Genomic DNA, 22,239 nt, shown 5'->3' on the forward strand with positions numbered 1-22,239 from the left:
TTGACCTCTTTCAAGTCGCGAAGTTCAGGCGTCGGCGGCCGTTACCGAGGCTTCCACTGGTCCGATCCGGGTGCGCTGTGCCCAGCGGGCGATCGGCGCCGCGATCATTCCCGCGACGAGGAACACGCCGGCCCACACCAGCAGGCCCATGCCGCCGATCGCCGCAAGCACCGTGGTGACGGCCACGGGCGCGATCATGGAGCCGAGCTGCGTGGACATCTCGAACAATCCCTGGTACTGCCCCTGGGCGCCTTCGGGAGCGAGTCCGTAGCTCAACGACCACGCGCCCGCACTGTGCAGCATCTCGCCGAAGACGTGGACCAGCGTCCCGACCAGGAGAAGCGCGCACGCCACCCACACCGGCTGCCCGGCGGACGCGGCGAAGATCGCGCAACAGGCGGCGAGCGCCAGGCTGGCCCTCCGCCAGGCCCGTACGCCGCCGGTGACGTCCTCGCTCCCCTTGCTCGCACGGACCTGGAACAGGATGACGACCGCCGTGTTGACGAGCAGCATCACCGTGAGGAAGAACGGCGGCGCCGTCGTCTGCTGACTGATCCATACCGGCATGGCGACCACGAGGACCGCGTCGCTCATGACCAGCACGCTGTTGACCAAGGACACCGCGGCGTACGGGAGGTCGCGCAGGACCCCCCACGACGGCCCCTCCTTCGGGCCGGCTCCGGTCGCCGGCACCGAAGGCACCCGCAGGAAGGCCAGACCGGCCGTGGTGTAAAGGACGCCGGCCGTGATGAGCAGGCCCATGTAGCCGGCCCGGGAGTCGAAGAGCAGGCCCAGGCCGCCCGCGACCGATCCCAGGGCCACCCCGATGTTGGCCGTCGAGCGCATGTGGGCCAGCGCGTGCGACCGCGCCGCACCCGGCAGCAGGCCGGCCAGCAACGCCCCGCGAGCCGCGTGGGACGCGGACTCGAACCCGAGGACGACGGCGGCGGCCACCACCAGTCCGACGAACCCGGAGACGAGCGCGTAACCGCAGGCGGCGACGCCCAGCAACGCCAGCATCGTGATGGTCACGGCGCGCGGCCCTCTGACGTCCGCCAGCCGTCCGGCAGGGACGCTGGACAACATCCCGACCGCGGCGCCCAGGGTCAGCGCGAGCCCCACCCGCTCGGGTGCGATGCCGATCACCCGGGTGAAGTACAGCACGCTGATGGTCATGAGGATGCCGTGCGCCGTCGTCTTGGCCAGATTACTGATCGCCAGTAGTCGAACGATCCCGGCGGGAGGGATCACGTCCTTGAGGAATGACATGGGGAATGCGGACCAATCATCCGGTTCCGGACATTACGTCGTCCCGCAACGAGTTCCGGTCGACCTTGCCGTTGGCGTTGAGAGGGAGAGAATCACGGTGATGCAGCCGCCGGGGCACCATGTGGATGGGGAGGCGCTCCCGCAGCCAGCGGACGAACTGCCGCTCGGGCACCTCGGTCCCCGTGTAGAAGCCCACCGGCTGGACGGTCTCGCCGTCGCGGATCGCGATGACCACCGCGTGGATCACGTCCGGATGCCGCAAGATCGCGGCCTCGATCTCGCCGAGCTCGACCCGGTAGCCCCGGATCTTCACCTGGTGGTCGAGCCGGGCGAGGTGGACGAACTCCTCGTTCTCCCACCGCACACGGTCACCCGTGCGGTAGTAGTGATCCGGTCCGGGCGCGGCCCCCTCGTCCGGCACGTACCGGTCCCCGTTCCAGACCAGGAACCGGCCCCGGTTGTCCTCGGGATCCACGTATCCGGCGAACCGCTGCACCCCCCGGACGCACAGCTCCCCTTCCAGGGCCGGCGCGCCGTCCTCGCCGACGATCACGTGGTCGAGATACTCGTAGACCGGTCCGATCGGCACGGTGTCGTTGGACGTCGACGGCCACTGCCCCGGATCCGCCGGCAGCCGGTACTCCGTGCACGCCACGGTCAGCTCCGTGGGACCGTACACGTTGTCGATACGCGCCTGCGGCGCGACGGCCCGCCACGCCGTGGCCTGGTTGTAGGTGAGCTGCTCCCCGATGAAGATGCTCTGCCGGAGCGCGGTCGGTCGTCCCGTCGGCAGGTTGTCGAGGTTGGCGCTGACCGAGACGATCGAGGGCACCGAGAACCAGTGGGTGATGGCGTTGTCGACCAGGTAGTCCACCGGGCTCAGCAACTCGCTCCGGGCCGGTGAGACCAGCGTCGCCCCGCCGCCCCACGTGACGAAGAGATCGAAGACCGACGGGTCGAAGGTCAGGTCGAACGTGTGGGAGACCCGGCACCCCGGCCCGACCTCGTACCGGGCGATGTTGCGCGCGACGTACGGCGAGGCGTTGGCGTGGGTGATCGGGACACCTTTCGGCCTTCCCGTCGAGCCCGAGGTGAACAGGACGTAGGCCACGTCGCCGGGCGTGGTCGCCGGCTCGGGAAGCGGTCCCGGCCGTGCGCCGAGCACGTCGGAGTCCTGGAGCCGCACCACCGTTTCCACGGTGCCGCCGACGCCGGCGAGCTGGCTCTCACCGTTCTCGTCCGCGATCAACACGTCGCACTTGATGGCGCGGCAGATGATCTCGTTGCGGTACACCGGGTGACCGGGGTTGAGCGGCACGACGGCGGCGCCGAGCCGCTGGGCCGCCAGGTAACCGGCGAACGCCGCCAGGCTGCGGTTGGCGAGGAGCGCCACCCGTTCCGGTACGGCACCGTGTGCCTCCAGGATGCCCGTGGCGACCGCCTCGGCGCAGCGGTGCAGTTCCCGGTAGGTCAGCACCTCGCCGCCGACTTCGAGTGCCGGCCCGTCCGGAACCCGCTCGACCGATCGGGCGAACCACTCGTACAGCGTCTGAGGCATCACAGCGCCGCCCCCTGTGAGCTCCGCGCGAACCACTCGACCAGGTCCGGTTCGGGACGGGCCAGATTCACGGCGCGCACCAGGATCGTGTCCGGCGCGGGCCGGCGCTGCGGCAGCAGGTGGAGGCGTTCCACGCCGTCGGTCCCCGCGGGCAGGGCCGCCGCGCAGGGGCACGCGTCGTCGCCGAATCCGGCGAACCGGTAGGCGACCTCCATCATGCGGTTGCGGTCGGTGCGCCGGAAGTCGGCCGTGAGATGCGCTCCCGCCGAAGCGGCCTGGTCGGAGAGCCAGTTCAGCAACACCGAACCGGCGCCGAAGGCGACGACGCGGCATGACGTCGCCAGCAGCTTGAGGTGCCAGACCTCGGAGTGCTTCTCTATCAGGACGACGCCGACCGCTCCGTGTGACCCGAACCGGTCGGTCATGGTCACGACGAGCACCTCGTGGCGGGGGTCCGACAGCAGGTCCCGCAACGCCTCGTACGAGTAGTGCACGCCGGTCGCGTTCATCTGGCTGGTGCGCAGGGTGAGCTCTTCTGCGCGGCCGAGGTCCTCCTCGTCCGCCCGGCGTACGCGCATCTCCAGGTCGAGGGTGCGGAGGAATTCCTCGTCCGGCCCCGGGAAGTCCGACCGTGCCGTTTCGCGGGCGAAGTTGGCCTGGTACATGGCGCGGCGGTGCCGGGAGTCCCCGGTCACCTTGGCGGGGTTGAACTCGGGCAGGTCGAGGAGGGTCGTGGCGACCTCGGCCGGGTAGCAGCGGACTTCGGGCAGCCGTAGGGCCACCTCCGCGCGCTCGGTCGCCTGGTCGTCGATGAACGCGATGGTGTTGTGCGCGAACTGCAGCCGGTCGGCGATCGCGGTGATCGACGCGGACTTCGAACCCCAGCCGATCTGCGGCAGGACCATGTACTCGGCCACGCCGAGCTTCTCCAGCCACCCCCACGCGTGGTCGTGGTCGTTGCGGCTCGCCACCGACTGCAGAATTCCCCGCTCGTCGAGTCCGACGATGACCCGGCGGATCTCGTCGCTGAGCCGGACCTCTCCGTCCTCCAGCAACACCCCGTGCCACAGAGTGTTGTCCAGGTCCCACACCAGGCACTTGACCGTATCGGAACCCATCTCACGGCCTCCTTAGATTTCCCACAGGGTCACAGCCCACGCGGCGACCGGACTGTTGTTGAGGACCAGGACGTGGTCACCGGGTGAAACGTCGCCACTGCTCATCAGGCGATCCAGATTGAGCACCACGTCCATCGCGCCGAGGTGCCCGTACTCCGTCAGGTGGGCACGGCACAGCGGATGGATGGGCATCCCCAGCAGCGTCCCGTAGAACTCGTACGCCGACGCGGTGACGTTCTGCATCAGTACGGCGGCGACCTGCTCCTTGCCGATGCCCGCCTCGGCCAGCACCTCGTCCACCATGCGGCCGATCCGCATCCGGCTGTGCATGGCGAGCTCGAACCCGTACCGGTCGGGCGACGCACATATTTCGCGCCACTCGTACCAGGGCGCCTGCTTGTACTCGACTTTGAACAGGTCGTGGAAACCGCCGTCGGTCTCCATGCGGTGGGCCCGCAGCACCGGCCGGCCTTCCCGCACCATCGTCATCGCGTACGCGCCATCGCCGATCACCGTGACCGGGTACCGGATGCGGTCGACTCCGGTCGGCAGACTGCTGTGCGTGATCAGCACGCTGTCGCGGCGGGGATCGGCCAGCAGGAGGTCACGGGCGAGCGCCCACGCCGCGCTGGATCCGGTGCACCCGAGACCGTCCACGGTGAACGCGAACGACGACAGCTTGTTCTCGGCCTGAACCCGGCACACGTCCGACCCCAGCAGCACGTCGGGCGACCGGGGGCCGACCATCATCAGCAGGTCCGGCTCTCCGGCCGTCCGGGCGAGCAGCTCGCCGCAGGCCCGGGCGGCCAGCCCGCCGTTGTCGGCGTCGGGGAAGACGCCCACGGTGCGGATACCGCACTCGTCGACGAATCTGGACTCGTCGTGACCGAGCAGGTCGAGTTCCGGGAGGGCCTTGACCTCCAGCCGCTCCTCGGGCAGCACGCAGTGGATCGCGCCGATGCCGATGTTCATGTCCACAGCTCCCGCGCCTGCCGGGCCAGCAGGAGCTGGCTGATCTCGCTGCTGCCCTCGATGATCTCCATCAGCTTGGCGTCGCGGTAGGCGCGGGCCACCACGTGCCCGTCCCTGGCCGCGGCCGAGGCGAGAACCTGGACCGCGGACGCCGCCCCCTTGGCTGCCTGCGTCGCCGCGAAGTGCTTGGCCGCGACCGCGGCGCCGACCTGCTCGGGGGAGCCGTCGTCCCAGCGGCGGCTGGCGTGCTCGCACATCAGCGTGGACGCCTGCTCGGCGACGTGCAGTTCGGCCAGGTGCCGGGCGACGAGCTGGTGGTCGGCCAGCGGTTTGCCGAACTGCTCCCGCGTGCCGGCGTGCCGGACCGCGGCGGCCAGGCACGCGCGCAGGATGCCGACGCACCCCCACGCCACCGAGAGCCGGCCGTGGGTGAGCACCGAGGTCACCAGCCATTCCATCGGCAGGCCGGCGCCCCCCAGCATGTGGTCGGCGGGCAACGTGACGGCGTCCAGCTCCACCTCGGCGTGTCCGGCGGCCCGGCAGCCCAGCGGGTCGCCGACCGGGGTCACCGTCACGCCGGGCGCGTCGGCCGGCACGACCACCACCGCGCCGCCGTCGCCGTGGCGGCCGAACACCACGATCAGATCGGCGTACGCGGCACCGGTGACCCACACCTTCGTCCCGGAGACCTCCACGCGGTCACCGGAGAGCGTGACGCTCGTGGTCATCGCCGACAGGTCGCTGCCGGCGCCGATCTCGCTGAAGGCGATCGCGGCCGTCGCCCCGGAGGCCAGACGCCGCACGAACGCCTCCTTCTGCCGGTCGTCGCCGAGCCGGCGGATCGCCCAGGCCGCCATGCCCTGCGAGGTCATCAGGCTGCGCAGAGACGAGCACAGGCCACCGGCGTGGGCGGTCAGCGCCCCGAGCTCGCCGCTGGTCAGCCCCATCCCGCCGAACTCGGCCGGAACGTCGGGGCACAGCACGCCTTGGGCGGCCAGGTGCCGCACGACGTCACCCGGCAGGCGGCCGGCACGGTCCCACTCGTCGGCCCGCGTGCCCACGGCCTGGGTGACCAGCTCCGCGGCTACGGCGTACGGATCAGCCATCGCCGTTTCCCCGAAGCCGTAAAACGAGATCGGTGATGGCGTTGACGGTGCGGAAGTTGTCGAGCTTGAGGTCCTCACCCTGCACGGACACACCGAAGGTGCTCTCCACGTGCACGACGAGCTGCATGGCGAACAGCGACGAGACCAGGCCGGACCCGAACAAGTCGAGGTCGGCGGTCACCGACGCCTTGGTCTGCCGCTCAACGAACCCCAACAGGTCGGCGGAGATCGCCTCCGCCGCCACGGCCTGCTCGGTTGACGAACTCATGACGCTCCTTGGTGCTCGTAGAACCCACGGCCGGTCTTGCGGCCGAACTCGCCGGCTTTGACTTTCGCCACCAGCAGGTCGCAGGGGCGGTAGCCCTCGTCCCCGGTGCGCTCCAGCAGCACGTACAGCGAGTCGACGACGTTGTCCAGGCCGATGAGGTCGGCGGTGGACAGCGGGCCGGTCCGGTGACCGAGGCAACCGGTGAACGCGGCGTCGACCGCCTCCGGGGTGGCGACGCCGTCCTGGACGATGCGGGCCGCCTCGTTGATGGCCCGCTGGAGGATGCGGTTGATGACGAAGCCCGGGCCGTCGCCGACCAGCACCGGCGTCGTGCCGAGGTCGGCGAGCATCCTCTGCGCCGCCTCGATCGCCGCGTCGGCCGAGCGCGGACCGCGGATCAGCTCGACCGTGCGGATCAGGTAGGGCGGGTTCATGAAGTGGATGCCGACCAGGTCCTCGGGACGCGCCACGTACTGGGCGAGCTCGTCGATCGGGATGGCCGACGTGTTCGACACGACGAGCGTCCCCGGCGAGACGGCCGCGGTCGCCGCGGTCAACGCCTCGGCCTTCGGCTCCAGACGTTCGGTCACCGCCTCGATCACGGCGCTGGCGCCCGCCACCCGGCCGACGTCCGTGGTCGTCTCCAGCTCACCGGCCGGAGTGTCCGCCGGCAACTTGCCCATGAGCTGGCACAGGCGCAGCTGCTGGGCGACGCTCGCCCTGGCGCGGACGAGCTTCTCCTCGTCGATGTCGACCAGGACGACCGGAAAGCCGTAGCCCACGGCCAGCGTGGCGATACCGGTGCCCATCACGCCGGCGCCGAGGACGGCCAGCCGGCCCTTGGTGTGATCGCTCATCGTTCGGTTTCACTCTCCTCGTCCCGGGCGACCAGGTCGCCCACCAGCTTCATGACCAGGTCGTCGCGCCGGGCCAGGAACTCGATGCCGCGGCGCAGCGTCTGACCCGTCAGCCGCGGATCGAGACCCTTACGGCTCAGCCACGGCTGCCATCCGGCGGCCTGGACGGCCAGCTCGTCGTCGTCGTGCCCTTCGAGCTCCAGCAGGGCGGCCGCGGACAGGATGGGATTGCCGGTCTCCAGCGCCAGCCGGCGCACCCGCTGCTGCCAGTCCGCCAGCGGCATCGGCTCGGTGGGCAGGCCCGCGGCCCCGAGCAGGGCGAAGAGCCTGCGCATGCTGACCCCGCGCTCCGCGACCAGGTGGTAGGCGCGGCCGATCGAGCCCGGGGACAACGCCAGCTCGACGATCGCGTTCGCGACCAGGTCCACCGGTGACATCATCAGCACCCGGTCGTCCTGCGGATGCCCGCCCACGGCCAGGCCGCTGATCAACGCGAAGTAGATCAGGTCCTTGTCGTTGCCCGCGCCGGTCCGGCTCGACGACATGATCAGGCCCGGACGGAACACCCGCACCCGCATGCCGTCCTCTTCCGCGCGGGTGAGGAGACGCTCGCAGACCCACTTGCCGGCGCCGTAACTGCCCGCCTGCGGGTCGAGCGACTGGGCCCGCGTCTCCAGGTACCGGTTGGCCGATCCCATCGCCGGGCCGGCCGCCGCCAGGGAGGAGACGTAGCTGAAGTCGCGGATGCCATGGCCCCGTGCCCATGTGAGCAGGTCTGCCATGGGCAGGACGTTCTCCTCGCGGAGGGTGCGGTACGGCTCGGTGAACACCACCTTCGCGGCGCAGTGCACGATGTGGCCCACTCGGCGCCCGAGTTCTCCGTCCCGGTAGACCTCCCCGGCCTTGGCGAGGTCGCGCAGGTCGGCGGGCACCACGTGGACCCGTTCGGCATCCGGTTCCGGCAGCGTGAACTTCTGGGCCGCCGCGCGCAGGCGGTCCATGCCCGCGGCCTCGTCGTCGGCGCGGACCACGCAGTAGATCCGGCCGGTGGTGTGGTCCAGGAGCTCCCGCAGCAGGAAGGCGCCGAGGAAGCCGGTCGCACCGGTGAGGAGGAAGTCCTTCCCCCGCGACCGGGCCGACGCGACCGACCCCAGCGGCAGCTTCAGGTCCGCGTCGATGAACTCGTCGTCGCCCCGGTCGAGCTCGTCGCCGAGGCCGGTGTTCGGGGTGCCGGACATGTCCTTCTGGGCGCGGACCAGTTCGGCCAGGCGGCGGACGGTGACCTTGCTGCCACCGGCGCGGTGGACGTTCACCATGCAGCCGAAGCGGTTCTCGATCTCCAGGGCCAGTTGCACCGCCAGCAGCGACGTCCCGCCGAGCGCGCCGAAGTGGTCGTCCAGGCCGATCGCCGGGACGCCGAACAGGTCCCGCCAGATGGCGAGCAGCCCCGCCTCGACGTCGTCCCCGGCCGTGTCCGCCACGGGTGCGGCGGAGGCGGCCGAGGCGGCCGAGGCGGCGGCGCCGGCTCCGGGGGCCAGCGAAACGCGATCCAGCGCCCAGTAGCGCTGCCGGGTGAACGGGTAGCTGGGAAGAGCGATACGGCGGCCGGTGTCGGGCGACAGCGGCGTCCAGTCCACCGGAACACCCTGGAGCCACGCCTCGGTGAGCGCCGCCTCCACTTCGTCGCGCAGATCCGGCGCGTCCTCGCGCAGGACGTGCCGGTCCTCCCCGGGCTGCGGCCCTGTGCCGACGAGGATGACGAACCGGTCGGCCGGCACCGCCGCGGTATCGGTGAACGTCTCGGTGCCGGCCGGCAGAGCGGCCAGCAGGAGTTCACGGATGTCCGCGGGGATCGCCGAGTCCGCACCGATGACGAGCGCGGCGCGGCGGGCGGGGCTGCGCCGGGACTTCACGAGCGGCGGACGGGGCAACCGCAGCGCCGCGGCCAGGCGACCCGGCTCGGCGGTCACCACGCGGCGCTCCTCGAAGTCGCGCCGGCCCACACGCAGCGTGTACATCACATCGGCCGGCGGGAGCTCGCTCCGCTCCAGGGCATCGGCGAGCTTGCGGGACAGCGCGTCCAGCTCGGTCCGGTTCCGGGCGGAAAGCTGGAGCCGGACCTTCTCGCGCCGCGGTGCGGCGGCACGCGTCCGCGCGGGCGGCGGGCCCAGCACGGCCGCCGCGTTGGAGCCGCCCATGCCCACCGAGTTGACCAGCACATAGCAGTCGTCGGTGGAGTGGCCGAGTTCGGTGGAGATGGTGAACGGGCTCTCGGCGAGCACGCCGGGCTCGCGCGGCCGCTCGAACGCGGGGTGCGGCGGCAGCACTCCGGTGCCGGCGATGTGCACGGCCTTGATGAAGCCCGCGATGCCCGCCGTGGGACCGGTGTGCCCGATGTTCGACATGACCGAGCCGAGGCGGCAGTACCCGGTTCCCGCGCTGGTCCTGCGCAGCGCGGTGGTGAGCGCCGCCAGTTCGACCTGGTCGCCCAGCGGGGTGGCGGTGCCGTGCGCCTCGACGTAGCGGAGTCGCTCCGCGCTGATCCCGGAGACGTTCAGGGCGCCGCTCACGACTCGGGTGATCCCGGCGGGGCTCGGCGCGACATAGCCGATCTTGTCCGGTCCGTCGTTGCCGACGGCGCTGCCGTACAGCACGGCCAGCACCTCGTCCCCGTCGGCCAGGGCGTCGGCGAGCCGGCGCAGCACCACGACGCCCACGCCGGACCCGTGGTTGGTGCCGTTGGAGCGGTGGTCGAAGGAGCGGCACTGCCCGTCGTCGGACAACGCGCGCCCGGGTTTGTGGCGGTAGCCGAGCAGCGGTTCCTGGACGGCGGAGCCGCCGGCCAGCGCGATGTCGCACTCACCGGCCAGAAGGCTCAGGGCCGCGTAGTTCAGCGCGTACAGGGACGACGAACAGCCGGTCTGAACGCTCAGAGCGGGTCCGCGCAGGCCCAGTTTGTACGCCGTGCGCGAGGGCAGGAAGTCGACTTCGCCGCCCAAAGTCAGGTCCAGGTCTCCCACCGCGGCGGCCACGCCCTCGGTGCGGGCCTTCGCGGCGAAGAGCGCGGCCGAGTACGGTCCCACACCGCTACCGGCGAACACGCCCACCGTCTTGGCGTCCGCGCTGGAGATGTGCCCGGCTCGTTCAAGCGCCTCCCAGGCCACCTCCAGGAAGATGCGGTGCTGCGGGTCGATCAGCTCGGCCTCGCGGGGCGTGTAGCCGAAGAAGTCCGCGGCGAACTCCGCGGCGCCGGGGAGCCGCGTGCCGACCCGGACGTAGTCGCTTCCGCGGAGTGTCTCCTCGTCGACACCGGAGGCGCGAAGCAGGTCGTCCGGCAACGGGCGCATCGAGATGACGCCGTTGTCGATGTTCGACCAGAACTCCTCGGGCGTCCACGCGTCCGGGAACCGGCAACCGACGCCGACGACGGCGATCGCGGTATCGCTCATAACCGGCCCCCGCCCGCCGGGGTGGCGGCCGCCCGCCTGGCGGCGAGCAGCGACCGCTGCCCGGACTCCGCGGCCACGGGTCGCTCGGTGGCGGTGGGCTCGGCGGCCGCGGGCTTGTCGGCCAGCAGGTCGGCCTGCGCTCGCACCGTTCCGTGCTGGAACAGTTCGGAGAGCTTCACCGGACGCACCGCCAGCGGCTGCAGCTCTTCCCACAACATGACGAGCAGCAGCGAGTTCCCACCCGCCTCCAGGAAGTTCACGTCCAGCGGCACGCTCTCCGCGGAGTCGGTGCCGAGGACGTCGGCCCACGCCTTGCGCACCTGAGCGACGAGCTCGTCACTTGTCTCGGAGATGTTCACTTGATATCGCCTCGTTTCGTTGTTACCGAGCTCGCTGTGCGGGATCGGACTTCTTCGATCACCACGCTGATGTCTCGTTCGCTCAGGCCGCTGTGCACGGCCGCCGACAGGTGTCTCCGCGCCGCGGCGACAAGCCCCGAAGGGTCGGCGCCGGCGGCCAGGATGAGTGCCAGATCCTTCTCCGCCAGTCCGAGGGAGAACTGCGTGGGGAATTCGTCGTCACCGATTCGGTCGCGAATCCGTTCCACGAACGGGCCCACCGCGCTGGTACCGAGCAGGCCCAGCGTGTCCTCGGTCGTCAGGCCGAGCCGGTCGCCCAGCGCGAGCGCCTCAGCGATCATCGTGAACGACGTAATCGTGATCATGTTCGCGACGAGCTTGCCCGCGGCCCCGGAACCGAGAGGTCCGAGGTGGGTGACCGAGCCGAGCACGGCCAGCACGTCGGCGCACCGTGACACGTCGGCTTCCTCACCCCCCACCAGGATCCGCAGCTTGCCGGCCGTCGCCTGGGGGAGGCTTCCGACGACGGGCGCGTCCACGAGCCGGATGCCCGGCCGCAGGCGGTCCCGGAGTTCGGTGACGGCGTCCGGGCCGATGGTGGACATCTCCAGCACCACGGTGCCGGGGGCCATGTCCTGGCCGGCTCCCTTCTCGCCGAGCAGCACCCCGCCGACCGCGTCGGCGTCGCGCAGCATGGTGATGACCAGATCCGCGTCCCTCGCCGCCTCCGCCGGAGTGCCGGCGATGTGGGCTCCGGCATCGGCGGCCCACGCGCATTTCTCCGGGGTACGGTTCCAGACCGTCACCCGATGACCGGCGTCGACGAGCCGGCGGGCCATGGGCACGCCCATGCGGCCCTGTCCAAGGAAGGCAATGGTCGACATGGCGCCCGGTCAGCCTTCCGAGCCGTGGGCGGTACGGTCGCGGGGTGCTCCCGCGGTCGCCTCTACCTGCGCCTCCGCCTGCGCGCGCAAGGAATCATCGAAACTCATGTGCCCGCCCGGGCGGGCGTACCGGCGCGGTAGGACGCCGGCGGTCCGGCGCAGGATGGTGACGCTGTTCTGCGTGAGCTTGTGGGGCTCCAGGAGGTTCACCACTTCGAACTCGCCGGGCCTTTCACGCTGGAGCGTGGCCAGGTACCTCAGGAACGCCTCGCCTTCCGGGTAGGTCATCAGATAGTGCATGACCACGAGGCCCCCGTCCGGATTGATCAGATCCCAGAAGTTGTCGAAGAAGTACAGGCACTCCCACGCGTCGATCCAGGCGAAATCAATGGGCAGGAAATCCTCGGGGAGATGTTCGGCGCACGCCCGCAGATCCGCGTTCACAACCGTCACGAGATGGTCGAGCTCCAGCTCGCGCAGCACGTCCCACACCTTCGACGACGACGACTCGGGAATCGAGAGATCGTCGACGGCGACGAGCCTGGGGAGATAGGGGGCACCGTAGAACCCGGGCGCCAGCAGGGCCGGCGGGGAATCCATCCACGTCTCGTCCAGGGGGACGCCGCCGTCGAGGTAGGGCCGGGTCTTCGCGGCGAGCGCCGGTGACTCCGCCCGGACCTCGTCGGCGATCTCGCCGAGGGCTCCGGCCAGAAATGGGGTGGTGTACCCCATCCCGACTTCCAGCACCCGCTGCGGACGTACGAGCTTGAGCAACGCGGCGAGCAGCGGGCCCACCGCCTCGGTCCCCATCACGGGGACGCATAAGGACTCGACCGCGCGGCGGAACCGCTCATCGGTGGTGCGAGTGACGGACAACGTCACTCCCCGGCGCCCGGACGGGCCATGACCGCCATGACCTCGACCTCGATGACCGCCTCGGGAAGGAACAGGCGCGAGACCTCCACGGTGGTGCTGGTCGGAGGCTCCTCGGTCGGCAGGTACTTACGGCGGATCTCGCCGTACTCGCTGCGCCTGTCCATGTCGGTCAGGTAGGTCCGGATGTTCACGATGTCCCGGAAGGTCGCGCCGTGCGCCTCGAGAATCTTGCCGATGATCTCGAAAATGCGCTCGGACTGCCCGCGCATATCGCCAGGAGCGACGAGGTCGAGCCCGGTGTCGTCGACGGCGACCTGGCCGGACAACATCAGAACAACGCTGTCACCGATCTCCAGGCGGGCGACGTGGGAGTACCGGCCCTGAGGCGGCTCGGGGACGCCGGCGGGGTTGTCGATGATCTTACGCAATTTCCTGCCTCCAGTTATCGCGACGTGCTTATCGCGCCGTGCTGTAAACGAGGTCGCGGGCGCTGCGATCCACCCGCCTGCCGTCTATCTCGAATTGGTAGGAGATCCTGCTCATGATCGTCTCGATCGTGGCTGCCAGCGCCTCGTGGTCCGGCACGTCCCCTACCACCAGGTCCAGGTCATGGGTCCACACCCCTCCGACCTCGGTACCGGGCCTGACCAGGGGATATCGGTGGACGACACCGGGAACGTCCTTGAGCGCGTCCGCCCCGCACACCGCCGATACGGTGCCGGACTCGGTGGGCGCGGGCGTCGTGAACTGGAAGTAAACCCGGTCCAGATCCACGGGATGGATTTCAACCCGCTCGCCACGGGCGATTCTGCCGGCGACGTCTATCAGGTCGATCGCGGCCGCGCGGCGGGCGAGTTCGGGAATATAGCCGCCTACGCGACCGTTCACCTCGATGATCCGCGGGCCGTCCGGGGTCAGTTTGATTTCGGTGTGAAGGATTCCCGATTCGACGCCCAGGGCCTTGATGGCCTGGTCCGCCAGCACTTCGACGCTTTCTCGGGCGGCTGTGTCGAGCCGGGGCGGCCAGAATTGGCCGCATTCCCGGAACGGTGGCACGAGCCGCAGTTTACCGGTGATCGCGAGATGGCATCGCTCGCCGTTCTGAACGACGGTCTCGACCGACACATAATCGCCGAACGGTTCCGGGACGTCAATGCCGCGTAAGTATTTCTCGACGACGACCGTGCCTTCTTCGCGCAGTATGGGGCCGATATGTGAACGACCGGCCTCCAATTCGTCGATCAAGACCGTGTTCCGGCTGCTCACGCCTCGCGCCGGTTTAATGACGACCGGTAATCGGACCCGTTCCACGGCGGAATCCCATTCGTCGGCCCGGGATATGACAATGGAGCCGGTTTCGTCGACACCGGCGGCGCGGAGCCGCCGCCGCTGCACGTGCTTGTTCGTCAGGCGCTCCACCAGGCCGGCGTCGTGGAAACGCAGCCCGAGGGCCGACGCGAGCACGGATGTCGCCTGGAGCATGGGTTCGCTGAACGTCACCACGCCGGTCACGCCATGACCGCGAAGCCGTTCTACCAGGTCGACGTCCTCCAGGTCGTGAACGGCGGCACACGTCTCGGCGAACAGCGGACGCACCCGCTGGGCGTGGGCGGACCCGGCCAACACGAGAATAAGGGCCTGTGGCTCCGTGAATCCTTGAAGGATCTCAGTTGGCGATACGGCACCCTGATCGTAAACCACGACTATCGACACAGGCCGAACTCCGTCTTCTACCGCTGATATCCACGCCGACATGCCAACATGCCAACATGACGCTGTGTGAGCAGCGCCTGGCGAAACCACCCGGATGAAGCCCTACCCCCCACGAACCCCGTAAGCCGGTCCCATTCACGCCTAAGACGACAATGACCGGGAACCGCCAGACAGTCTGCACTCTTACGACAGCCTGTGTCTAGTCCCGACGACCAGATTGACATGTCGCACTGTGCATTGCCGAATACGCGGTACCCGTCCGGGCGCGTCCGCAGGGGTGGTGTAAGAGTTTCCGCTGGTAGTCGGCGTGGCGCGGCAAATGAGACGGCCGTCTCGTGATCGCTTCGTGATTGCGACAAATGCAAGTAAGAAGACGGTGTCGTGAACGACAGTGTCGCCCCCCACGAGCCGGCCGGCCGGTGGGGCGGATCGGCGGGGCGGCGGCGCACCCGTCCGCCACCCTCCACGCGATGGAGGGTGGCCGAAGGTGTTCCCCGGGGGCGTCCCGGAACCCGAGAACGGTTTCCCCGCCGTGGGCGGGGCATCGGCATCACGTTTCCGCGATCAGTGTTAGCCCAGGTCAGGGGGGTACGGCTTGTGGGTATACGAGGGTTCGCCGTAGGCCGGGCCTGACGGGCGCCTTGGGGGGCGTGATCCGGGGAGCGTCGGCGGTGGGCCCGATCCGAGGGAACCCAGCCATGTGAGGTTCACATGAGCGAGAAGAATCACCGTACGCACGAGCGCCTGGCGACCACGCTGGGATGGGCCAGCCTCGGCCTGGGCGTGGCGCAGCTCGCCGCGCCGGGCGCGATCAGCCGTCTCAGCGGCCTCGACGACTCGCCCTGGGCGGGCAAGGCGATACGGCTCGTCGGCATTCGGGAACTGCTCCACGCGGCCGCCCTTCTGGGCACCCGCAGGCCCGCTCCCATGACGTGGACCCGTGTCGCGGGCGACGCCATGGACTTGACGATGCTGGGGCGCGCCATGGCCAACCGTGACGGGCCCAGGCGCCGCCGGGTCGCCGCGGCCTCGGCGGCTGTGGCCGGCATCACGCTCGCCGACATGTACACCGCGATGCGCGCGAACCGCCCGATGCCGGGTGCCGGCCCCGAACCCATCACGAACCTGCGCGCGTCCATCACGGTCAACCGCCCGCGCCAGGAGGTCTACCGGTTCTGGCGCAGCCTGGAGAACCTTCCCCGCTTCATGATCCACCTGGAGTCGGTGGAGACCATCGGGGGCGGGTACTCGCACTGGAAGGTCCGCGGCCCGGCGCACAAGGTCATCGAATGGGACGCGGAGATCGTCGAGGACCGCGAGGAACAGCTCATCGCCTGGCGCTCGATCGAGGGCGCGACCGTCCGTAACAGCGGGTGGGTCCGCTTCACCGACGCCCCCGGCGGGCGCGGGACGGAGGTCCGCGTGCGGATCGACTACGAGGCGCCGGCGGGCAAGCTCGGCCTCGCGTTCGCGCGACTGCTGGGGGAGCACCCCGAGCAGCAGGTGCGCGACGATCTACGCCGGTTCAAGCAGGTCATGGAGACCGGCGAGGTGACCCGTTCCGAGGGCAGCCCGGAGGGCACCCGCGCGCAGCGGCAGCTCTTCCAGCGTCCGGCCCAGCCGGTGAGATGAGGAGGATCCGATGAAAGCGAACTGCTGGATGGGCCGCAACACCGTCGAGGTGCAGGAGGTTCCGGATCCTCGGATCCTGAACCCCAGGGACGCCATCGTCCGCATCACCTCCAGCGCGATCTGCGGCTCGGACCTGCACCTGTACGACGGGTACATCCCGACCATGAAGAAGGGCGACGTCCTCGGCCACGAGTTCATGGGAGAGGTCGTGGAGGTCGGCCCGCGGGTGTCGACGCTGCGCGTGGGGGACCGCGTCGTCGTCCCGTTCCCGATCGCGTGCGGGGACTGCCTGGCCTGCGCGCACGGCATGTACTCGGTGTGCGAGAACTCCAACCCGAACGCGGGCCTCGCCGAGAAGCTCATGGGACACGCTCCCGCGGGCATCTTCGGCTACTCCCACATGCTGGGCGGCTATCCGGGCGGCCAGGCGCAGTACGCGCGCGTGCCGTACGCCGACTTCGGGCCGATCAAGATCGAGGACGATCTTCCGGACGAGCAGGTGCTGTTCCTGTCCGACATCTTCCCCACCGGCTGGATGGGCGCGGAGATGTGCGACATCAAGCCCGGCGACGTCATCGCCGTCTGGGGCGCGGGCCCGGTGGGTCAGTTCGCGGTCGCGAGCGCGTACCTGCTGGGCGCCGAGCGGGTCATCTGCATCGACCGCTTCCCGTACCGGCTCGACATCGCGGCGCGGGCGGGCGCCGAGACGCTCGACTACGAGGAGGTCGACGTCCTGGACGCGCTCCGCGACCTGACCGCCGGACGCGGCCCCGACGCGTGCATCGACGCCGTGGGCATGGAGGCGCACTACCCCGTCCCGGCGATCCAGGCCTACGACCGCGCCAAGCAGGCGACCCGCATGGAGACCGACCGGCCGTACGCGCTGCGCGAGGCCATCCTCGCCTGCCGCAACGGCGGGACCGTCTCGGTGATCGGCGTCTACGGCGGCCTGGTGGACAAGTTCCCGATGGGCTCGTTCATGAACCGGTCGCTCACGATGAAGACGGGCCAGTGCCACGTCCAGCGCTACCTGGAGCCCCTGCTCAACAAGATTCGGGAGGGCGCGATCGACCCCAGCTTCGTCATCAGCCATCACCTGCCCCTGGAAGAGGCTCCGCGGGGGTACGAGATGTTCAAGAACAAGGAGAACCACTGCAACAAGGTCGTTCTGCGCCCCTGGGCGTAGGGCGCTCACCCGCGGGATGGTGGCCCAGCGGCGCCGGCGAGGAGGGCTCCGTGCCAGATGCCACCGAAGTCAAGAGGAGGCTGTTCCGGGCGTTCAACGACCATGACATGGACGGGGTGCTGGCCTGCTACAGCCCGGACGCGGTACTGGTCACGCCGGCGGGCGTGGCGGAGGGCCACGAGCAGATCTCCTGGTACTACGAGCACTTCCTGGAGGCCTTCACCGACCTCTGCATCACCCCCTGGCACATGTACCAGTGCGGTGACGTGACGGTCCATGAATGGACGCTCATGGGCACCCACAATGGGCCGTTCCTCGCTCCGAGCGGCGCCGTGCTGGAGGCGACCGGGCGCCAGATCGTCGTCCGGGGCGCGGGAGTGTGCGCCATAGCCAGGGGAAAGATCATCACGAACCGGGAGTACTACGACCAGCTCGAACTGTACGCCCAACTCGGCCGGCCCCCTGGCTGACGCCGCCTGCCCGGCGCCGCACGAGGAGGCACGACGTCTACGGCGCGGATGCGGGGTCGAAGGGCTTCACGCCTGGCGCGGGCCTGGCATAGCACTCGACTCGGGGGTTGATGTGATGGGTGGACTTCGGGTCGGTTCGGGGCTTGATTTGGGGCATGGAGAAGATCCCCCCTGTCCGGCACGGCGGGTCCAGCCGTCGTGCGTTCCTTTCCGCCTCCGCCGTCACCGCCGTCGCCGCCCCCCTGCTCGCGGGGCCCGCCGCCGCGGCCGCGGACGCGGGAACCGGCCTGGCCCCGGGGCCGGGACGGGCGGTCGCGCCGCAGCGGCCCGACAAGGAGTTGCGCAGGCTGCTCGGTGAGATCGACCGCCGCCGCGTCGAGGCCACGGTGAGACGGCTGGTCGCGTTCGGGACGCGGCACACGCTGTCCAGCCAGGACGACCCGGTGCGGGGCATCGGCGCGGCGACCGCCTGGGTGTTCGCGCAGTTGGAGGCGGTCGCGGCGACCTCGGGCGGCCGGATGACCGTGCGGCGGCAGTCGTTCGTCCAGCCCGTCTCGCCGCAGGTGCCCACCCCGACCACCATCACCAACGTCATCGCCACACTGAGCGGGGACGCCTCGCCCGAGCGGGTCTATGTGGTCTCCGGGCATATCGACTCCCGGGTCACCGACGTCATGAACTTCACCGCCGACGCCCCGGGCGCCGACGACGACGCCTCGGGGGTCGCGGTGGTGATGGAGCTGGCCCGCGTGTTCGCCACCCGCCGCACCGAGGGCACCCTGGTCTTCGCCGTGGTCGCGGGCGAGGAGCAGGGGTTGTACGGCTCGGCGTACATGGCCGCGCAGATGAAGGCGGCGGGCACGGACGTACAGGGCATGTTCAGCAACGACATCGTGGGCGCCAGCTCGGGCTGGGACGGCACCCGGCCCGACCCGCGCACCGTCCGCCTGTTCGTGGAGGGCGTGCCGACGACCGAGACGCCTGCCGAGGCGTCGGCCCGGCAGTCCGTCGGCGGCGAGAACGACGGGCCCTCGCGCCAGCTCGGCCGGTTCGTCCAGGAGGTCGCGCAGAACGACTCGACCGGGATGGACGTGCGGGTGATCTGGCGGCGCGACCGGTACCTGCGGGGCAGCGACCACATCTCGTTCCTGCGGCAGGGCTACCCGGCGGCGCGGTTCACCGAGCCGAGGGAGAACTTCGCCCACGAGCACCAGGACGTCCGCGTGCAGGACGGGGTGCAGTACGGCGACCTCGTCGAGTTCGTGGACTTCGACTACATCGCCCGGGTCGCCAAGGTGAACGCCGCCACGTTGTGGACGCTGGCGCAGGCCCCGGGGACGCCGAAGAACCTGAAGATCATCTCGGCGGCGCTCACCAACGACACCACCCTGCGGTGGGACCGCGGCACCGAGCCGGACCTGGCCGGGTACGAGGTGGTCTGGCGGGAGACCACGGCCGCGTCCTGGACCCACGTCATCGACGTCGGCGACGTCACCACGGTGACGATCGACATGTCCAAGGACAACGTCCAGTTCGGCCTGCGCGCGGTGGACACCGCCGGCCACCGCAGCCCCGTCGCGTTCCCGAAGGTCTCCTCCTCGTAGCGCGGACCTGGCGCGGAGGCACGCCCCCCTCCGCGCCGGCGGCGGGTAAATCGGTTCGCGAGGCTCCGCGGCGACTCTAGTCTTAGGAGCGGGGCCGGATCTTCCGCCCCTTTTCTGAGAGCCCCGCCCGTCCGGCGGGGGGCGTGTCGCGCTGGGGAGGGACCCCTGATGGAGTCGGTCGAGATTCGGCGGCGTTGGCTGCGGTTCTTCGAGGAGCGCGGGCACGCCGTGGTGCCGTCGGCATCGCTGATCGCCGACGACCCCACGCTGCTGCTGGTGCCCGCGGGCATGGTCCCGTTCAAGCCGTACTTCCTCGGCGAGGCCAAGCCGCCGCATCCCCGGCTCGTGAGCGTGCAGAAGTGCGTGCGGACGCCGGACATCGAAGAGGTCGGCAAGACCACCCGGCACGGCACCTTCTTCCAGATGTGCGGGAACTTCTCCTTCGGCGACTACTTCAAGGAAGGCGCCATCCAGTACGCCTGGGAGCTGCTCACGAACTCCGTGGCGGACGGCGGCTACGGTCTGGACCCGGACCGCATCTGGATCACCGTCTACCTCGACGACGACGAGGCCGAGCGCATCTGGCGCGAGAAGATCGGCATTCCGGCCGAGCGCATCCAGCGCCTGGGCATGGGCCCCAATTTCTGGTCCATGGGAGTCCCCGGCCCGTGCGGGCCCTGCTCGGAGATCAACTACGACCGCGGCCCCGAGTTCGGCCCCGAGGGCGGCCCGGCCGTCAACGACGAGCGGTACGTCGAGATCTGGAACCTCGTCTTCATGCAGTACGAGCGCGGGCCGGGCGAGGGCAAGGAGGACTACCCGATCCTCGGCGAGCTGCCGTCCAAGAACATCGACACCGGGCTCGGCCTCGAACGCCTCGCGATGATCCTGCAGGGCGTGCACAACATGTACGAGATCGACACGTCCCGGGTCGTGATCGACCGCGCCACCGAGCTGACCGGCGTCCGCTATGGCGCCGCCCGGGCCTCCGACGTCTCGCTGCGCGTCGTCAGCGACCACATGCGCACGTCCGTGATGCTCATCGGCGACGGCGTCGTCCCCGGCAACGAGGGGCGCGGGTACGTGCTGCGCCGCATCATGCGCCGCGCGATCCGCAACATGCGGCTGCTCGGCGCCACGGGCCCGGTCGTCCTGGACCTGGTCGACACGGTCATCAGGTCGATGGGCGAGCAGTACCCCGAGCTCCTCGCCGAGCGCAGGCGCATCGAGGCCGTCGCCCTCGCCGAGGAGGCCGCGTTCCTCAAGACGCTGAAGGCCGGAACCGCGATCCTCGACACCGCCGTCACCGAGACCAAGGCGTCCGGCGGCGGCGTGCTCGCGGGCGACAAGGCGTTCCAGCTTCACGACACCTGGGGCTTCCCGATCGACCTCACCCTGGAGATGGCCGCCGAGCAGGGGCTGTCCGTGGACGAGGACGGCTTCCGCCGCCTGATGAAGGAGCAGCGCGAGCGCGCGAAGGCCGACGCCCGGGCGAAGAAGACCGGCCACGCCGACCTGTCCGCCTACCGCGAGGTGGCCGACGCCTCCGGCTTCACCGAGTTCACCGGGTACACCTCCACCGAGGGCGAGTCCACCGTCGTCGGCCTGCTCGTGGACGGCGTCCCGTCGCCCGCCGCGGTCGAGGGGGACACCGTCGAGGTCGTCCTCGACCGCACCCCGTTCTACGCCGAGGGCGGCGGCCAGCTCGCCGACCAGGGCCGTATCAGGCTGGACTCCGGCGCCGTCATCGAGGTCCGCGACGTCCAGCAGCCGGTGCCGGGTGTCAGCGTGCACAAGGGCGTCGTGCAGGTCGGCGAGGTGACGCTCGGCGCGTCCGCCTTCGCCGCCATCGACATCGGCCGCCGCCGCGCGATCGCCCGCGCCCACAGCGCCACGCACCTCACGCACCAGGCCCTGCGCGACGCGCTCGGCCCGACGGCCTCGCAGGCGGGCTCGGAGAACTCGCCCGGCCGCTTCCGCTTCGACTTCGGCTCCCCGTCCGCCGTACCCGGAACGGTGCTCGCCGACGTCGAGCAGAAGATCAACGAGGTGCTCGCCCGCGAGCTCGACGTCGAGGCCGAGGTCATGAGCATCGACGAGGCGAAGCGGCAGGGCGCCATCGCGGAGTTCGGCGAGAAGTACGGCGAGCGCGTGCGCGTCGTGACCATCGGCGACTTCTCCAAGGAACTGTGCGGCGGCACGCACGTCCGCAACACGGCCCAGCTCGGCCTGGTGAAGCTGCTCGGCGAGTCCTCGATCGGCTCCGGCGTGCGGCGCATCGAGGCGCTGGTCGGCCTGGACGCCTACAACTTCCTCGCCCGGGAGCACACCGTGGTCGCCCAGCTCCAGGAGCTGGTCAAAGGCCGCTCCGAGGAGCTCCCGGAGCGCGTCTCCACCATGCTCGGCAGGCTCAGGGACGCCGAGAAGGAGATCGAGAAGTTCCGTGCCGAGAAGGTCCTGCAGGCGGGCGCGGGCCTCGCCGCGGGCGCGCAGGACGTCAAGGGCGTCGCGGTCGTCGTCGGCCGCGCCCCTGACGGCACGGACGCCGACGACCTGCGCAAGCTGGTGCTCGACGTGCGCGACCGCATCCTCGGGGGCCGCCCGGCCGTCGTGGCGCTGTTCTCCACGGCGAACGGCCGTCCGCTGACGGTCGTCGCCACCAACGAGGCCGCCCGCGAGCGCGGCCTGAGGGCCGGAGACCTGGTCCGGACGGCCGCGAAGACGCTGGGCGGCGGCGGTGGGGGCAAGCCGGACATCGCCCAGGGCGGCGGCCAGGACCCCGAGGCCGTCGGCGACGCCATGGCGGCCGTCGAACGCCTGATCGCCGAGACGGCCTGACGGCCTGACGGCCTGACGGCCTGACGGCCTGACGGCCTGACGGCCGACAGGACGCCGACCACCTGCCGACCGCCGCGAGA

Annotated in this window: 18 protein-coding genes; 5 read left to right on the plus strand and 13 right to left on the minus strand. The window is 70.3% G+C overall.

The features are described 5' to 3' along the window. Window positions 1-24 precede the first annotated feature (24 nt). From DQ384_RS26550 to DQ384_RS26610, 13 genes are read right to left on the minus strand one after another with little or no spacing between them, the layout of a single operon-like run. The gene (locus DQ384_RS26550; protein WP_114031617.1) at window positions 25-1,269 is read right to left on the minus strand and encodes an MFS transporter; all 1,245 of its coding nucleotides are present in this window, start codon (window positions 1,267-1,269) and stop codon (window positions 25-27) included. Window positions 1,270-1,285: 16 nt separating this feature from the next. Next, a complete protein-coding gene (locus DQ384_RS26555) occupies window positions 1,286-2,827 on the minus strand; it encodes an AMP-binding protein (RefSeq protein WP_114031618.1) in 1,542 nt (513 codons plus the stop codon). After that, window positions 2,827-3,945, minus strand: coding sequence for an HAD-IIIC family phosphatase (locus tag DQ384_RS26560; protein ID WP_114031619.1), 1,119 nt, complete (start codon window positions 3,943-3,945; stop codon window positions 2,827-2,829). The genes DQ384_RS26555 and DQ384_RS26560 overlap by 1 nt, the downstream gene beginning before the upstream one ends. Window positions 3,946-3,957: 12 nt before the next feature. Next, entirely contained in the window at window positions 3,958-4,917 is a 960-nt protein-coding gene (locus DQ384_RS26565; protein WP_114031620.1) for a 3-oxoacyl-[acyl-carrier-protein] synthase III C-terminal domain-containing protein, read from the minus strand. Continuing rightward, window positions 4,914-6,023, minus strand: coding sequence for an acyl-CoA dehydrogenase family protein (locus DQ384_RS26570; RefSeq protein ID WP_114031621.1), 1,110 nt, complete (start codon window positions 6,021-6,023; stop codon window positions 4,914-4,916). Before DQ384_RS26570 ends, DQ384_RS26565 begins: the two co-directional genes overlap by 4 nt. Then, entirely contained in the window at window positions 6,016-6,291 is a 276-nt protein-coding gene (locus tag DQ384_RS26575; protein WP_114031622.1) for an acyl carrier protein, read from the minus strand. Before DQ384_RS26575 ends, DQ384_RS26570 begins: the two co-directional genes overlap by 8 nt. Continuing rightward, window positions 6,288-7,148, minus strand: a complete 861-nt coding sequence (locus DQ384_RS26580) for a 3-hydroxyacyl-CoA dehydrogenase family protein (protein ID WP_114031623.1) — start codon at window positions 7,146-7,148, stop codon at window positions 6,288-6,290. Before DQ384_RS26580 ends, DQ384_RS26575 begins: the two co-directional genes overlap by 4 nt. Further along, on the minus strand, window positions 7,145-10,597 hold the full coding sequence (locus DQ384_RS26585; protein WP_114031624.1) for a thioester reductase domain-containing protein: 3,453 nt from the start codon (window positions 10,595-10,597) through the stop codon (window positions 7,145-7,147). Before DQ384_RS26585 ends, DQ384_RS26580 begins: the two co-directional genes overlap by 4 nt. Continuing rightward, window positions 10,594-10,956, minus strand: a complete 363-nt coding sequence (locus DQ384_RS26590) for an acyl carrier protein (RefSeq protein ID WP_114031625.1) — start codon at window positions 10,954-10,956, stop codon at window positions 10,594-10,596. The genes DQ384_RS26585 and DQ384_RS26590 overlap by 4 nt, the downstream gene beginning before the upstream one ends. Further along, the gene (locus tag DQ384_RS26595) at window positions 10,953-11,840 is read right to left on the minus strand and encodes an NAD(P)-dependent oxidoreductase (protein WP_114031626.1); all 888 of its coding nucleotides are present in this window, start codon (window positions 11,838-11,840) and stop codon (window positions 10,953-10,955) included. Before DQ384_RS26595 ends, DQ384_RS26590 begins: the two co-directional genes overlap by 4 nt. A gap of 9 nt (window positions 11,841-11,849) precedes the next feature. Beyond that, window positions 11,850-12,716, minus strand: coding sequence for an O-methyltransferase (locus tag DQ384_RS26600; RefSeq protein ID WP_114031627.1), 867 nt, complete (start codon window positions 12,714-12,716; stop codon window positions 11,850-11,852). A 2-nt stretch (window positions 12,717-12,718) separates the two neighbouring features. After that, window positions 12,719-13,144 (minus strand): RidA family protein, encoded by a 426-nt coding sequence (locus DQ384_RS26605; RefSeq protein WP_114031628.1) that lies wholly within the window; start codon window positions 13,142-13,144, stop codon window positions 12,719-12,721. A 28-nt stretch (window positions 13,145-13,172) separates the two neighbouring features. Next, window positions 13,173-14,429, minus strand: coding sequence for an ATP-grasp domain-containing protein (locus tag DQ384_RS26610; protein ID WP_181871428.1), 1,257 nt, complete (start codon window positions 14,427-14,429; stop codon window positions 13,173-13,175). A gap of 711 nt (window positions 14,430-15,140) precedes the next feature. Between DQ384_RS26610 and DQ384_RS26615 the strand changes: the two genes are divergently transcribed. From DQ384_RS26615 to alaS, 5 genes are all read left to right on the plus strand, one after another. Beyond that, the gene (locus DQ384_RS26615; protein ID WP_114031630.1) at window positions 15,141-16,061 is read left to right on the plus strand and encodes an SRPBCC family protein; all 921 of its coding nucleotides are present in this window, start codon (window positions 15,141-15,143) and stop codon (window positions 16,059-16,061) included. A 10-nt stretch (window positions 16,062-16,071) separates the two neighbouring features. Then, window positions 16,072-17,247 carry a zinc-dependent alcohol dehydrogenase gene (locus tag DQ384_RS26620; protein WP_114031631.1) on the plus strand — a complete coding sequence of 392 codons (1,176 nt, stop codon included), beginning with the start codon at window positions 16,072-16,074 and terminating at the stop codon, window positions 17,245-17,247. A 50-nt stretch (window positions 17,248-17,297) separates the two neighbouring features. Beyond that, the gene (locus tag DQ384_RS26625; RefSeq protein ID WP_114031632.1) at window positions 17,298-17,717 is read left to right on the plus strand and encodes an ester cyclase; all 420 of its coding nucleotides are present in this window, start codon (window positions 17,298-17,300) and stop codon (window positions 17,715-17,717) included. Between the two features lie 155 nt (window positions 17,718-17,872). After that, window positions 17,873-19,321 carry a M20/M25/M40 family metallo-hydrolase gene (locus DQ384_RS26630; protein WP_114031633.1) on the plus strand — a complete coding sequence of 483 codons (1,449 nt, stop codon included), beginning with the start codon at window positions 17,873-17,875 and terminating at the stop codon, window positions 19,319-19,321. Window positions 19,322-19,489: 168 nt separating this feature from the next. Continuing rightward, on the plus strand, window positions 19,490-22,159 hold the full coding sequence (gene alaS / locus DQ384_RS26635) for an alanine--tRNA ligase (protein ID WP_114031634.1): 2,670 nt from the start codon (window positions 19,490-19,492) through the stop codon (window positions 22,157-22,159). The last annotated feature ends 80 nt before the right edge of the window (window positions 22,160-22,239 follow it).

The sequence above is a fragment of the Sphaerisporangium album genome (assembly GCF_003323745.1).
Taxonomy (GTDB): Bacteria; Actinomycetota; Actinomycetes; order Streptosporangiales; family Streptosporangiaceae; genus Sphaerisporangium; species Sphaerisporangium album.

What these genes read in the sequence shown, in the direction of transcription:
- DQ384_RS26550 (WP_114031617.1), bottom strand. Translation starts at nt 1,269, where the DNA reads ATGTCATTCCTCAAGGACGTGATCCCTCCCGCCGGGATCGTTCGACTA.
- DQ384_RS26555 (WP_114031618.1), bottom strand. Translation starts at nt 2,827, where the DNA reads ATGCCTCAGACGCTGTACGAGTGGTTCGCCCGATCGGTCGAGCGGGTT.
- DQ384_RS26560 (WP_114031619.1), bottom strand. Translation starts at nt 3,945, where the DNA reads ATGGGTTCCGATACGGTCAAGTGCCTGGTGTGGGACCTGGACAACACT.
- DQ384_RS26565 (WP_114031620.1), bottom strand. Translation starts at nt 4,917, where the DNA reads ATGAACATCGGCATCGGCGCGATCCACTGCGTGCTGCCCGAGGAGCGG.
- DQ384_RS26570 (WP_114031621.1), bottom strand. Translation starts at nt 6,023, where the DNA reads ATGGCTGATCCGTACGCCGTAGCCGCGGAGCTGGTCACCCAGGCCGTG.
- DQ384_RS26575 (WP_114031622.1), bottom strand. Translation starts at nt 6,291, where the DNA reads ATGAGTTCGTCAACCGAGCAGGCCGTGGCGGCGGAGGCGATCTCCGCC.
- DQ384_RS26580 (WP_114031623.1), bottom strand. Translation starts at nt 7,148, where the DNA reads ATGAGCGATCACACCAAGGGCCGGCTGGCCGTCCTCGGCGCCGGCGTG.
- DQ384_RS26585 (WP_114031624.1), bottom strand. Translation starts at nt 10,597, where the DNA reads ATGAGCGATACCGCGATCGCCGTCGTCGGCGTCGGTTGCCGGTTCCCG.
- DQ384_RS26595 (WP_114031626.1), bottom strand. Translation starts at nt 11,840, where the DNA reads ATGTCGACCATTGCCTTCCTTGGACAGGGCCGCATGGGCGTGCCCATG.
- DQ384_RS26615 (WP_114031630.1), top strand. Translation starts at nt 15,141, where the DNA reads ATGAGCGAGAAGAATCACCGTACGCACGAGCGCCTGGCGACCACGCTG.
- DQ384_RS26620 (WP_114031631.1), top strand. Translation starts at nt 16,072, where the DNA reads ATGAAAGCGAACTGCTGGATGGGCCGCAACACCGTCGAGGTGCAGGAG.
- DQ384_RS26630 (WP_114031633.1), top strand. Translation starts at nt 17,873, where the DNA reads ATGGAGAAGATCCCCCCTGTCCGGCACGGCGGGTCCAGCCGTCGTGCG.
- alaS (WP_114031634.1), top strand. Translation starts at nt 19,490, where the DNA reads ATGGAGTCGGTCGAGATTCGGCGGCGTTGGCTGCGGTTCTTCGAGGAG.